Raw genomic sequence first — 13,045 nt, forward strand, 5'->3', positions numbered from 1 at the left:
CTGCGGCTCCGCGCCGCTGGGACGGCGTGTGGCCTATGCACGACGATCGTCAGCCGCTAACGGCTCGCAGGTGATGATTTCACTCCCTCTGTTCACGGCCCTCGCCCTCATGACCGCCGTCGCGGCCCTCGCCGTGCTGTGGCCGCTGTCGCGCGCCCGCACCATGAAGGCGACGCGGGACGCGGACCTCGCCGTCTATCGCGACCAGCTCGCCGAACTCGCCCGCGATGCCAAGTCCGGCCGCCTGCCCGCCGCCGAGGCGGAGGCCGCGCGCATCGAGGTCGCCCGGCGGATGCTGGCCGCAGACGCAGCGGCCGATGCCGCCTCCGCCAACCCTGCCGTGGCCGGCCGGCGCCGGCGCGCGGCCGCCATCGTGGCGCTCGTCTTCGTCCCGGTCTGCGCCGCCGCGCTCTATGCGGTGATGGGCTCGCCCGGCATTCCCGGTGCCCCGCTCGCCGAGCGTCTGTCGGCGACGCCGGATCGCAGCGACGTCGCGATCCTGGTGCGCCGCGTGGAGGAGCACCTCCAGAAGAACCCCAATGACGGGCAGGGCTATGAAATCCTCGCCCCCATCTATCTGCGCCTCGGCCGGCCCGAGGATTCCGCCCGCGCCTACGGCGAAGCGATCCGCATCCTCGGCCCCACCGCCGAGCGCCTGTCGGCACGCGGCGACGCGCTGGTCGTGGCGGCGGACGGCCTCGTCACCGCAGATGCCGCCAAGGCCTTCGCCGCCGCGCTCGCGCTGAACCCGGCTGAGCCGCGCGCCGCCTATTTCCTCGGCCTCGCCGCCGAGCAGGACGGGCGCACGCAGGATGCGGCGCGCATCTGGGGCGACCTGCTCGCCCGCACGCCGGCTTCGGCCCCCTACCGGCCCGTGGTGGCGGAAGCGCTGGCTCGGGTTGGAGGCACGGTCCCGCCCGCGGCCGCTTCCCCTGCGACACCTGGTCCCGGTGCCGCCGATGTCAATGCGGCCGCCCAAATGTCGCCGCAGGACCGGAACGCCATGATACGTGGCATGGTGGACCGTCTCGCCGCCCGGCTCGACAAGGAGCCGAACGACATTGACGGCTGGGAGCGGCTGATCCGCGCCTACGGCGTGCTCGGCGACAAGGACAAGGCAGACGCCGCGCTCAAGACGGCGCGCGCCGCCTTCAAGGACGATCCGGCGGCCCTCGCCCGTCTCGACGCGGCGGAGAAGGCCCTCCCGACAGGAGGAAAAGGATGACGCGCAAGCAGCGCAGGCTGATCCTCATCGGCGCCGGGCTCGGCGTGCTCGCGCTCGCCGCCGGCCTCATCCTCTCGGCGCTCAACGACACCATTGTCTTCTTCCGCACCCCCACCGAGGTGGCGCAGAAGCAGGTGACGCCCGGTGCGCGCCTCAGGCTCGGCGGGCTGGTGGAAACCGGCAGCGTCACCAAGGCCGGCACGCTGACCACCTTCTCCATCACCGACGGCAACGCCACGGTGAAGGTGGCCTATCAGGGCATCCTGCCAGACCTGTTCCGCGAGGGTCAGGGCGTGGTGGCCGAAGGCGCGCTCCAGCCGGACGGCCAGTTCAAGGCCGACAGCGTGCTTGCCAAGCATGACGAGAAATACATGCCCCGCGAAGTCGCCGACGCGCTGAAGCAGCAGGGCCACTGGAAGGACGGGGCGCCCGCGCCCGGTGCCGCTTCCCCCTCCACCCGCCAACCCGGGAGCTGAGGCATGATCGCCGAGATCGGGCAATACGCCCTCGCCCTCGCCTTCGCGCTGGCCCTCGCGCAGGTGATCCTGCCGGCCTGGGGCGCGGCGCGCGGCGATGCCGTGCTGATGGGCTCCGCGGGGCCGATCGCCCTCGCTCTGTTCGGCTTCGTCGCCTTCGCCTTCGGCGCGCTGGTGCAGCTCTACGTCACCTCCGACTTCACGGTGGTGAACGTGGTGGAGAATTCCCACTCCCAGATGCCGCTGGTCTACCGCGTGACCTCCACATGGGGGAACCACGAAGGCTCCATGCTGCTGTGGGTGTTCGTGCTCGCCATCTTCGGCGCACTGGTGGTGGTGTTCGGCGCCAACCTGCCGGACCGGCTCAAGGCGCTGGTGCTGTCGGTGCAGGGCGCGGTGGCGGCGGCCTTCCTCTCCTTCATCCTGTTCACCTCCAACCCGTTCGCGCGGATCGTGCCCCCGCCGGCCGAAGGGCGCAGCCTCAACCCAATCCTGCAGGACCCCGGCCTCGCCATCCATCCGCCACTGCTCTATCTCGGCTATGTGGGGCTCTCCATCTCCTTCTCCTTCGCCATCGCGGCGCTGATCGAGGGGCGGATCGACGCCGCCTGGGCGCGCTGGGTGCGGCCCTGGACGCTGGCGGCCTGGGTGTTCCTCACCCTCGGCATCGCGGTGGGCTCCTACTGGGCCTATTACGAGCTGGGCTGGGGCGGCTGGTGGTTCTGGGATCCGGTGGAGAACGCCTCCCTCATGCCGTGGCTCGCCGCCACCGCGCTGCTGCACTCGGCCGTGGTGATGGAGAAGCGCGACGCGCTGAAGGTGTGGACCATCCTCCTCGCCATCCTCGCCTTCTCGCTGTCGCTGGTGGGCACCTTCCTGGTGCGCTCGGGGGTGCTGACCTCGGTCCATGCCTTCGCCACCGATCCGGCGCGCGGCGTGTTCATCCTCGGCATCCTCACCTTCTTCATCGCCGGCGGACTCGCGCTGTTCGCCTTCCGCGCCTCCGAGCTGAAGCAGGGCGGCCTCTTCGCGCCGATCTCGCGGGAGGGGGCGCTGGTGTTCAACAACCTGTTCCTCACCGCCGCCACCGCCGCGGTGCTGGTGGGCACGCTCTATCCGCTGGCGCTGGAAGCCTTCACCGGCGCCAAGATCACGGTGGGCCCGCCCTATTTCAATCTCGTGTTCGGCGGGCTGATGCTGCCCCTCGTCTTCGCCATGCCGTTCGGCCCGCTGCTCGCCTGGAAGCGCGGCGACATCCTCGGCGCGGCGCAGCGGCTGATGCTCGCCGCGGGGCTCGCCATCGTCGCGGCGGTGGTGACGGCGGCAGCGACCACCGGCGGCCCGGTTCTGGCGCCGCTGGCGGTGGGCCTTGCCGCCTTCATCATGCTCGGCGCCCTGACCGACCTCGCCGAACGCGCCGGCCTGGGCCGCGTGGGGGCGAAGGTGGCGCTCGCCCGGCTCGCCGGCGTGCCGCGCTCCGCCTATGGCACGGCCATCGCCCATTTCGGCGTGGGCGTGTGCCTGCTCGGCATCGTCTGCGAGACCTCTTGGAGCCTTGAGAAGATCGCTGCGGTGAAGCTCGGCGACACCATCACCATCGGCTCGCGCACCCTCACCCTCGACCGGCTGGAAAACCGCACCGGGCCGAACTTCCGCGCCCGCACCGCCGTCTTCTCCATCCGCGACGGCGGCGTTCCGGACGGCACCATCGAAGCCTCCCGCCGCACCTTCGCCGCGCGACAGATGGCAACCACCGAGGCGGGCCTGCGCACGTTCGGCTTCAGCCAGCTCTATGTGAGCATGGCCGAGGAAGCCGCCGACGGTCACGTCTCCGTCCGCGCCACGTTCAAGCCGTTCGTGACGCTCATCTGGCTCGGCGCGGTGGTGATGGCGCTGGGCGGCGTGCTCTCCCTCGCCGACCGGCGCCTGAGGGTGGGCGCCCCACGTCCGGCGGCGAAGAAGCAGCGCCAGGCCGTGGCGCCGGCGGAGTGAACGCCATGGCACCGAACCCGCGCGCCCTCCTCTCCGCCCTCCTTCTCCTCCTCGCCCTCGGCAGCCCGGCCTTCGCCGTGCAGCCGGACGAGGTGCTGGGCGATCCGGTGATGGAAAGCCGCGCCCGCACCATCTCGGCGGAACTGCGCTGCATGGTCTGCCAGAACCAGTCCATCGACGATTCCGACGCGCCGCTGGCGAAAGACCTGCGCATCATCGTGCGCGAGCGGCTGAAGGCGGGCGACAGCGACAGCCAGGTGCTGGACTTCATGGTGGCCCGCTACGGCGAGTTCGTGCTGCTGCGCCCGCGCATGTCCTGGCGCAACGCGCTTCTGTGGGGCGCGCCCATCCTTGTGCTGCTGCTGGGCGGCCTGGGTGCCATCCTCGCTTTGCGCCGCCGCAGCGCCGCGCCCCCGGCGCCCCGCCTTTCGGCGGCCGAGGAAGCCCGGCTGAAGGCGCTGCTCGCCGAGAGCGACGGGGCCGGCCCGACCAAGCCCTGAGGCGGACGCGGGGCGGCTCCCGCATTCTTCCCGTGGAAAGGTGGGCCGCGAGGGATTATGTGTGGCGGATGATGTCCACGTCCGAAGCCATGCCCGACCCCACGCTCACGCCTGAAACCGCCGTGCCCCCCATGGCTCCCGAGGTTGCGCCTGCGCGCGCGTCCCTCGTCGGCCTCGACCGGGACAAGCTGGGCGACGCGCTCGACGCCATCGGCGTGAAGGGCTCGGAGCGGCGCATGCGCGTCAACCAGCTCTGGCACTGGATCTACCTGCGCGGCGCCCTCGACTTTTCGGAGATGACCAACGTCTCCAAGCACCTGCGCGCGCGGCTGGAAGAGGCCTACACGCTCGCCCGCCCCGAGATCGTGGCAGAGCAGGTATCGCAGGATGGCACCCGCAAGTGGCTGCTGCGCTTCCCGGCGGACCATCCGGGCGAGCGGCCGCACGACATCGAGACGGTCTACATCCCCGAGAGCGACCGCGGCACGCTGTGCGTCTCCTCGCAGGTGGGCTGCACGCTGAACTGCTCCTTCTGCCACACGGGCACCCAGCGCCTCGTGCGCAACCTCACCGCCGCCGAGATCGTGGCGCAGGTGATGGTGGCCCGCGACCGGCTGGGCGACTATCCGGGCCGCGAGCGCGCCGTCGGCCCCGGCCTGCCCACCGAGGGCGACCGGCTCGTCACCAACATCGTCTTCATGGGCATGGGCGAGCCCCTCTACGCCTATGACAGCGTGAAGGAAGCCATCGAGACCCTCTCGGACGGCGACGGCCTCGGCCTCGGCAGAAGGCGCATCACGGTCTCCACCTCTGGCGTGGTGCCGGAGATCGAGCGGCTGGGCTCCGAGGTCGGCCCCATGCTGGCCATCTCGCTGCACGCGGTGCGCGACGATCTGCGCGACGTGCTGGTGCCCATCAACAAGAAATACCCCATCAAGGAGCTGATGGAGGCCTGCCGGACCTATCCGGCCGCTTCCAACGCCAAGCGCATCACCTTCGAATACGTGATGCTGAAGGGTGTGAACGACTTGCCCGCCGATGCCCGCGCGCTGGTGAAGCTGCTCGAAGGGGTGCCGGCCAAGATCAACCTCATTCCCTTCAACCCCTGGCCGGGCACGCAATATGAGTGCTCGGACTGGGAGACCATCGAGCGCTTCTCGGACATCGTGTTCCGCGCCGGCTATGCGAGCCCGGTGCGTACGCCGCGGGGCCGCGACATCCTCGCCGCCTGCGGCCAGCTCAAGAGCGAGAGCGAGAAGCTCACCGCCCGCGAGCGCCTCGCCTACCGCGCCATGATGGCCCAGGCGGAATAGCGCCCGCCCCTTTCCGGAGACGCGTGCCATGCTCGACCATGTGGGGATTTCGGTTCACGACGTGGCGCGGTCCCGCGCCTTCTACCTCGCGGCGCTGGCCCCCCTCGGCTACGGCATCCTCATGGAGGCGAGCCCGCCGGGCGGGCATCATTATATCGGCTTCGGCGTGATCGGCTCCGGCAAGCCGGACTTCTGGATCGGCGATGCGCCGGTCGCCACCGGGCACCTGCATCTCGCCTTCGCCGCGACGGACCGCGCGGCGGTGGATGCCTTCTACGCCGCCGCCATCACCGCCGGTGCGCGGGACAATGGCGCGCCCGGCCTGCGCCCGCATTATCACCCCAATTATTACGGGGCCTTCGTGTTCGATCCCGATGGTCTCAACGTGGAAGCCGTCTGCCACCTTCCCGAGACCGCCTGAGCCCATGGACAACCTCGTCCGCCTGCTGCTGCGCTTCGTTCTGGTGCCGCTCGGCTATTTCGCGTCGGTGATCGCGGGAGCGTGCGTGATCCTCATCGGGGAGTGGCGCATCGGCTCGCTGTTCACCGCCGCCGATCCCGGTGACCGGGCGCTGGGCTTCATCGTCGCCATCGTCACCACCGTGGTGGTGCTGTTCATGCTGCTGATGCTCATGTGGCTGGTGGCGGCGGTGGGCATCCTGTTTTCGGAGGCCTTCGCCATCCGCTCGTGGATGTTCCACGTGGCCAATGGCGTGGTCTCGGCCTGGATCGGCGCCCAGCTCTTCGCGCCCACCGATGGCGCGACGGCGGTGGCGGGTGATCCCTTCTATGTGGTGGCGGCGGGGCTCGCCGGCGGCCTTGCCTATTGGCTGGTGGCAGGCTCCACGGCGGGCTTCTTCAAGCCCATCCTGCGCTCGCCCGCCGAGCGGGCCGGCGCCCTGCCCCCGCCGCCCCGCCGGCCGGATCTGTCGCCGCCCTCCCCTGAGTCGCCTCCCAGATGAGTCCCGGCGCCAACGACCCCGGTGCGGCCCGGCGCACGGGTCGTCTGGCGTTGGCCTATCTCGCGTCCGTCCTCGTCACCGTAAGCCTGCTGCCGCTTGTCGGCGTCGCCATGGACCGGATAGCGCCCGCTCCCGGCGCGTCCGAGGGGCTGGCGCTGTATTATGGCGTGGCGATCGCGTCCGCTGGCTTCGCCTATCTGCTCGCTGCCGTATGCGGACTTGTGCCGGCACTGGTGTGGATCGCCGTCTCGGAACGGAAAAGCCTGCGCCATCCGCTGGCCCATGTGGCGGCCGGCGCGATCTGGGCCGCGGCGGGCTGGCTGGGCTTCTCCCTCGTCACCGATTCTCTCGGTGATCCGCTGCTGGCGCGGGTGACGATCGACCTTCTCATCGCCGGTGCCGGCGGAGGCCTTGCCTACTGGGCCGTGGCCGGGCGCAGCGCGGGCGGCGGCACGCCCCTTGGCTGAGGAACGCACCCACGACGAAAAACCGCGGACGTTGCCGTCCGCGGTTCAAAACGTCTCGGGAAACCCGAAGGCTCAGGCCGCGGCAGCGGCAGCGACGGCCTTGGCGATTTGGCGCTTGAGGTCGAGGGCAACGGGAGACAGCTCCTCGTCGCGGGCCTTGGCGAGGAAAGCGTCGAGGCCACCGCGGTGATCCACGCTCTTCAGCGCGTTGGCGCTGATGCGCAGGCGCACGGAACGCTTCAGCGTCTCGCTCTCCAGCGTCACATTGCACAGGTTCGGCAGGAACCGGCGCTTGGTCTTGCGGTTCGAGTGGCTCACGAGGTTGCCGCTCTGAACCCCCTTGCCGGTCAGGTCACACCGCCGGGACATGGCGAAAGTCCTTTTTTCTTCGTATGGCGCGGGGAACGCGTCGGGGCCAGAAGACCCGCGTGCACTCACCCGCTCTATCGGGAAGCGGCTCCTATAGGGGGAGAGGGGGAGCCAGTCAAGGTGCGGAGCATATTGCCTCCGCTCGGACCTTGCTATGAGAATGACGTTACGGCCAGGCTTGACGGGGAACAAGGGTCGGGCCTGACAGCCGGGATGGGGGATTTCATGAAGATCGGAAACTGGCTGTTCGCCGCCGCGCTGTCGACGGCGGGGCTCTTCTGCGCGGGCGAGGCGAGCGCGCAGGGCAAGTTCATCGTCAACCAGCTCTCGGGCAAGTGCATCGACGTGTCCGGCGCCCCCGGCACCAAGAATGGCGCGCCGCTGATCCTTTATACCTGCGAGTTCTCCGGGCTGAACCCCAACGGGACGCCTACCGACCAGATGTGGGAAGTCTTGCCGCAAGGCTTCATCCGCAACGCCCTTTCCGGCAAGTGCATCGACGTGCCCGGCGCTCCCGGCATCAAGGCTGGGACCGCCCTGATCCTTTACGATTGCGAGCTTTCCGGGCGGAACCCCAATGGCTCGACCACCGACCAGCAGTGGCAGTTCACCAAGGAGGGGCTGATCCGCCATCGCCTGTCCGGCCTGTGTCTCGATGTGCGCGGCGCCCCCGCCACCGCCAACGGCACGCGCCTGCAGCTCGCCACATGCGAGGTGGCTGGCGGGCCGTCCGACCAATACTGGCGCCTGAAGTAGAGCGCCGCCGCCTCACCCCGGCATCAGCACCCCCCTGCCCTTCTGCGCCGCCTCCGCGATGAAATCGGCGGCGACGCGGATGCGGGCGAGGTCGCGGGTGTCGGTGTGGGTGAGAAGCCAGAAGGTGCGCGTCAGCCCCACCTCCGTGGGCAGGATCGGCACCAGCCCCTCCGGCCCCTCGCCGGCGAACAGATCAGCCATGAAGCGCGGGAGCACGCACACGCCGGCCCCCGCGCGGGTCGCCGTCATCTGGGCGACGAGGCTGGAGCTTTTCAGGCGCACCCTGAGGTCCTTGGCCACCAGAGGCACGTAATCCAGCTCGGGCGCGTAGATCAGGTCGTCCACATAGCCGATGAAGCGGTGACGCTGGAGCGCCGCGCGGCTCTCGATGGCCCCATGCTTCTCCAGATAGGCGCGGGCGGCATAGAGGCCGAGCCGGTAGTCCGTGAGCTTGCGCGCGTGGAGCCGCCCCTCCTTCGGCCGCGAGAGCGAGATGGCGATGTCCGCCTCGCGCTTCGACAAGGAGAAAAGCCGCGGCATGGCGAGGAGCTGAATGTCCAGCTCTGGGTGCAGATCCGAGAGCGCCCCGATGCGCGGGGCCAGGAAGAATGTCCCGAAGCCGTCCGGCGCGCCGATTCGCACCGTGCCGGAGACGCCGAGGTCCGATCCGGCGATCTCGCCCTGCGCCGAGAGTGCCAGCGTCTCCATGCCCTCGGCTGCGGCGAGCAGGCGATCCCCGGCGGCGGTCAGCGCATAGCCGTGGGGGCGCCGGTCAAACAGCTTCGCCCCCAGCGCCGCCTCCAGTGCAGCGATGCGACGGCTCACGGTGGAGTGCTCCACCTTCAGCCGCGCCGCCGCCACCGTGAGCCGTCCGGCCCGCGCCACCGCGAGGAAGAAGGTGAGGTCGGACCACTCGAAATCGCCGCCGGGCATGGCTCTCGGGACTGTGAAAGGGTGCACATCAATGGTGCGGAGATTGCCGTAGCTGTGCACAAAAAGATAGGGCAGTGTGCCGGCCAACGAACGCTGCCGGGAAGCGGTGGCGCCGCATTGGAAACGCATTCCCCAGAAGATGCCCAAGGAGGCACCCGCATCATGCGTGAGATCGGCCATTTCATCGGCGGCAAGCATGTGCCCGGCACGTCCGGTCGTTTCGCCGACGTCTACCAGCCCATGACGGGCGACGTGGTCGGCCACGTGGCCCTCGCCTCCAAGGACGAGCTCGCCGCCGCCGTCGCCAACGCCAAGGCCGCGCAGCCCGCCTGGGCAGCTACCAATCCGCAGCGCCGCGCCCGCGTGCTGATGAAGTTCCTGGAGCTGGTGCACCGCGACTACGACATGCTGGCGGACCTGCTCGCCCGCGAGCACGGCAAGACCGTGCCCGACGCCCGCGGCGACATCCAGCGCGGCCTCGAGGTGATCGAGTTCGCCATCGGCATCCCGCACCTCATGAAGGGCGACTTCTCCGACAGCGCCGGCCCGGGCATCGACATCTATTCCATGCGCCAGGCGCTGGGCGTGGTGGCCGGCATCACCCCGTTCAACTTCCCGGCCATGATCCCCATGTGGAAGTTCGGCCCGGCCATCGCCTGCGGCAACGCCTTCATCCTGAAGCCGTCCGAGCGTGATCCCGGCGTGCCCATGCACCTCGCCGAGCTGATGCTGGAAGCTGGCCTTCCCCCCGGCATCCTCAATGTGGTGAACGGCGACAAGGAAGCCGTGGACGGCCTGCTGGACCATCCCGACGTCCACGCCATCGGCTTCGTCGGCTCCTCGGCCATCGCCCAGTACATCTATGCCCGCGGCGCGGCCAACGGGAAGCGCATCCAGGGCTTCGGCGGCGCCAAGAACCACATGATCATCATGCCCGACGCGGACATGGACCAGGCCGTGGACGCCCTCATCGGCGCCGGCTACGGCTCCGCCGGCGAGCGCTGCATGGCCATCTCCGTGGCGGTTCCGGTGGGCCCCGAGGCGGCCGACAAGCTGCTGGAGAAGCTCGTTCCCCGCGTGGAGAACCTGAAGATCGGCCCGTCCACGGACGGCTCCGCCGACTTCGGCCCGCTCGTCACGCGCGAGGCGCTGGAGCGCGTGCGCGGCTATGTGGACCTCGGCGTCCAGGAAGGCGCGCAGCTGCTGGTGGACGGCCGCGGCTTCAAGATGCAGGGCTATGAGAACGGCTTCTACATGGGCGGCTGCCTGTTCGACCATGTGACCGCCGACATGCGCATCTACAAGGAAGAGATCTTCGGCCCCGTTCTCTCCGTGGTGCGCGCGCCGGACTACAAGGAGGCCCTGCGCCTTCCCACCGAGCACGAATACGGCAACGGCGTTGCCATCTTCACCCGCGACGGCGATGCCGCCCGCGACTTCGCCTCCAAGGTGAATGTGGGCATGGTGGGCATCAACGTGCCGATCCCGGTGCCGCTCGCCTATCACACCTTCGGCGGCTGGAAGCGCTCCGGCTTCGGTGACCTGAACCAGCACGGCCCGGACGGCGTGCGCTTCTACACCAAGACCAAGACCGTCACCTCCCGCTGGCCCTCGGGCATCAAGGATGGCGCGGACTTCGTGATCCCCACCATGGGCTGACACGCCGGATCAGCCGCTCCGTCCACAGGGCGGGGCGGCTCTGGCATCGGCGGGTCCGTCGGGTGCATATCTCGGCGGGCATTGGATGGCTCGCACGAAGGCGCCCCCAACATGTTCACCCTCTCCGAGGACCAGATCGCCATCCGGGACATGGCGCGCGATTTCGCCAATGAGCAGATCGCGCCCTATGCCGTGGAATGGGACGAGAAGAAGCATTTCCCTGTCGAGCAGTTGCGCGCCGCCGCCGCGCTCGGCATGGGCGGCATCTATGTGAAAGAGGATGTGGGCGGCTCCGGCCTCACCCGCCTTGATGCGGCGCTCATCTTCGAGCAGCTCGCCACCGGCTGCCCCGGCACGTCCGCCTATCTCTCCATCCACAACATGTCGACCTGGATGATCGACCGCTTCGGCGACGACGACCAGCGCAGGAAGTGGGTGCCCCGCCTCGCCAGCATGGAGCACTTCGCCTCCTACTGCCTCACCGAGCCCGGCGCGGGATCGGACGCGGCAGCGCTGAAGACCAAGGCGGTGCGCAACGGCGACCATTACATCGTCGACGGCCAGAAACAGTTCATCTCCGGCGCCGGCTCCTCCGACATCTATGTGGTGATGGTGCGCACCGGCGGCGACGGGCCGAAGGGCATCTCCACTCTCGTCATCGAGGCGGGCGCGCCGGGCCTCTCCTTCGGCGCCAACGAGCGCAAGATGGGCTGGAACGTGCAGCCCACGCGCACCGTCACCTTCGAGGGCGTCAAGGTGCCGGTGGAGAACCGGCTGGGCGAAGAGGGCGAAGGCTTCAGGATCGCCATGGCCGGGCTCGACGGCGGCCGGCTGAACATCGGCGCCTGCTCGCTTGGCGGGGCACAGGCGGCGCTGGAAAAGGCGCTCTCCTACATGCGTGAGCGCAAGGCCTTCGGAAAGCGCCTCGACGAATTCCAGGCACTGCAATTCCGCCTCGCCGACATGGCCACCGAGCTGGAAGCCGCCCGCACCTTCCTGTGGCGCGCGGCGTCCGCGCTCGACGCCAAGGCGCCGGACGCGACGCAGCTCTGCGCCATGGCCAAGCGCATCGCCACTGATCGCGGCTTCGAGGTGGCCAACGACGCCCTGCAGATGCACGGCGGCTACGGCTACCTCGCCGACTACGGCATCGAGAAGATCGTGCGCGACCTCAGGGTCCACCAGATCCTCGAAGGCACCAACGAGATCATGCGCCTCATCGTTGCCCGCGCGCTGATCGCGCAGGGGAACTGAGGGGCGCGTCTCACGCGCGGCGTCCCACGCGCGGTGTCATGACCGGGCTTGTCCCGGCCATCCACGTGGACAGGCCGGATGCTCTGTCTGCGCTCCGTGCAGGCGGAACGACGTGGATGGCCGGGACAAGCCCGGCCATGACGGCGGCGAAAACCATAGATAGCTGCAGCGGCGGCACCCAATTCGGGAGGAAACCATCATGGCCACCATCGCATTCATCGGCCTCGGCAATATGGGCGGGCCCATGGCCGCCAACCTCGTGAAGGCCGGCCACGCCGTCACCGGCTTCGACCTTATGCCCGCCGCGCTGGAGGCGGCGAAGGCCAAGGGCGTCACCATCGCCGACAGCGCCAAGGCGGCCGTGGCGTCCGCCGATGCGGTCGTCACCATGCTGCCCTCCGGCAAGCATGTGGTGGGCGCCACCACCGGCGCGGACGGCCTGTTCGCGGCGGCAAAGCCCGGCACGCTCTTCATCGACAGCTCCACCATCGACGTCGCCTCCGCCCGGGCCTTCCACGAGGCGGCCAAGGCGGCGGGTCATGCGAGCGTGGATGCCCCCGTCTCCGGCGGTGTCGGCGGGGCGGAGGCGGGCACGCTCACCTTCATGGTGGGCGGCACGGACGAGGCGTTCGCGGCGGCAAAGCCCATCCTGGAGCTGATGGGCAAGAAGATCGTCCATTGCGGCGGCGCCGGCGCGGGCCAGGCGGCGAAGATCTGCAACAACATGATCCTCGGCATCTCCATGATCGCCGCCTCGGAAGCCTTCGTGCTGGCCGAGAAGCTGGGCCTCTCCCACCAGGCGCTGTTCGACGTCGCCTCCACCTCTTCCGGCCAGTGCTGGTCGATCAACACCTATTGCCCGGTGCCCGGCCCAGTGCCCACCAGCCCCGCCAACCGCAACTATGTGCCGGGATTTGCGGCGGCCCTCATGCTGAAGGACCTGAAGCTCTCGCAGGAAGCCGCGGAGACGGCCGGCGCCGCCACCGCGCTGGGCGCCGCGGCGACCGCCCTCTACACCGCCTTCGCGGCCGAAGGGAACGAGGGCAAGGACTTCTCCGGCATCATCGAGTGGATCCGCACGCGAGCGGACGAGACCTGAGGGACGCCAGTTCGCCCTTCACTCAGCCAACAAAAAGGCC

Annotated in this window: 14 protein-coding genes; 12 read left to right on the forward strand and 2 right to left on the reverse strand. The window is 69.5% G+C overall.

Annotated elements, in window-relative coordinates:
* Window positions 1–73 precede the first annotated feature (73 nt).
* From ccmI to FHT36_RS06400, 8 genes are all read left to right on the forward strand, one after another.
* Window positions 74–1,225, forward strand: coding sequence for a c-type cytochrome biogenesis protein CcmI (gene ccmI / locus FHT36_RS06365; protein WP_210257605.1), 1,152 nt, complete (start codon window positions 74–76; stop codon window positions 1,223–1,225).
* Window positions 1,222–1,701: a cytochrome c maturation protein CcmE gene (gene ccmE / locus FHT36_RS06370; RefSeq protein WP_169121680.1), complete on the forward strand. Its 480-nt coding sequence runs from the start codon at window positions 1,222–1,224 to the stop codon at window positions 1,699–1,701. Before ccmI ends, ccmE begins: the two co-directional genes overlap by 4 nt.
* 3 nt (window positions 1,702–1,704) lie before the next feature.
* Complete coding sequence (locus FHT36_RS06375) at window positions 1,705–3,693, forward strand: heme lyase CcmF/NrfE family subunit (RefSeq protein WP_169121681.1); 1,989 nt, start codon at window positions 1,705–1,707, stop codon at window positions 3,691–3,693.
* Between the two features lie 5 nt (window positions 3,694–3,698).
* Complete coding sequence (locus FHT36_RS06380) at window positions 3,699–4,193, forward strand: cytochrome c-type biogenesis protein (RefSeq protein ID WP_169121682.1); 495 nt, start codon at window positions 3,699–3,701, stop codon at window positions 4,191–4,193.
* A gap of 89 nt (window positions 4,194–4,282) precedes the next feature.
* Window positions 4,283–5,506 (forward strand): 23S rRNA (adenine(2503)-C(2))-methyltransferase RlmN, encoded by a 1,224-nt coding sequence (gene rlmN, locus FHT36_RS06385; RefSeq protein ID WP_210257651.1) that lies wholly within the window; start codon window positions 4,283–4,285, stop codon window positions 5,504–5,506.
* Between the two features lie 28 nt (window positions 5,507–5,534).
* Window positions 5,535–5,927, forward strand: coding sequence for a VOC family protein (locus FHT36_RS06390; protein ID WP_169121683.1), 393 nt, complete (start codon window positions 5,535–5,537; stop codon window positions 5,925–5,927).
* A gap of 4 nt (window positions 5,928–5,931) precedes the next feature.
* Window positions 5,932–6,468, forward strand: coding sequence for a hypothetical protein (locus tag FHT36_RS06395; RefSeq protein WP_169121684.1), 537 nt, complete (start codon window positions 5,932–5,934; stop codon window positions 6,466–6,468).
* Window positions 6,465–6,935: a hypothetical protein gene (locus FHT36_RS06400; protein ID WP_169121685.1), complete on the forward strand. Its 471-nt coding sequence runs from the start codon at window positions 6,465–6,467 to the stop codon at window positions 6,933–6,935. The genes FHT36_RS06395 and FHT36_RS06400 overlap by 4 nt, the downstream gene beginning before the upstream one ends.
* A gap of 72 nt (window positions 6,936–7,007) precedes the next feature.
* Here the strand turns inward: FHT36_RS06400 and rpmB are convergent, their stop codons facing one another.
* Complete coding sequence (gene rpmB / locus FHT36_RS06405) at window positions 7,008–7,304, reverse strand: 50S ribosomal protein L28 (protein WP_169121686.1); 297 nt, start codon at window positions 7,302–7,304, stop codon at window positions 7,008–7,010.
* A gap of 225 nt (window positions 7,305–7,529) precedes the next feature.
* Here rpmB and FHT36_RS06410 point away from each other — a divergent pair, with 225 nt between their 5' ends.
* Window positions 7,530–8,060, forward strand: coding sequence for an RICIN domain-containing protein (locus tag FHT36_RS06410; protein ID WP_169121687.1), 531 nt, complete (start codon window positions 7,530–7,532; stop codon window positions 8,058–8,060).
* Between the two features lie 12 nt (window positions 8,061–8,072).
* On the opposite strand, the gene FHT36_RS06415 is transcribed toward FHT36_RS06410, so the two are convergent.
* Complete coding sequence (locus FHT36_RS06415) at window positions 8,073–8,993, reverse strand: LysR family transcriptional regulator (protein ID WP_169121688.1); 921 nt, start codon at window positions 8,991–8,993, stop codon at window positions 8,073–8,075.
* 162 nt (window positions 8,994–9,155) lie between these two features.
* On the opposite strand from FHT36_RS06415, the gene FHT36_RS06420 reads away from it, so the two are divergent.
* The 3 genes from FHT36_RS06420 (at window position 9,156) to mmsB (ending at window position 13,005) form a co-directional block, all read left to right on the forward strand.
* Window positions 9,156–10,652 carry a CoA-acylating methylmalonate-semialdehyde dehydrogenase gene (locus FHT36_RS06420; protein WP_169121689.1) on the forward strand — a complete coding sequence of 499 codons (1,497 nt, stop codon included), beginning with the start codon at window positions 9,156–9,158 and terminating at the stop codon, window positions 10,650–10,652.
* Between the two features lie 111 nt (window positions 10,653–10,763).
* Window positions 10,764–11,906 (forward strand): isobutyryl-CoA dehydrogenase, encoded by a 1,143-nt coding sequence (locus FHT36_RS06425; protein ID WP_169121690.1) that lies wholly within the window; start codon window positions 10,764–10,766, stop codon window positions 11,904–11,906.
* A gap of 199 nt (window positions 11,907–12,105) precedes the next feature.
* Window positions 12,106–13,005 (forward strand): 3-hydroxyisobutyrate dehydrogenase, encoded by a 900-nt coding sequence (mmsB, locus tag FHT36_RS06430; protein ID WP_169121691.1) that lies wholly within the window; start codon window positions 12,106–12,108, stop codon window positions 13,003–13,005.
* Window positions 13,006–13,045 lie beyond the last annotated feature (40 nt).

Source organism: Xanthobacter sp. SG618 (assembly GCF_012932745.1).
GTDB classification, from domain to species: domain Bacteria; phylum Pseudomonadota; class Alphaproteobacteria; order Rhizobiales; family Xanthobacteraceae; genus Xanthobacter; species Xanthobacter flavus.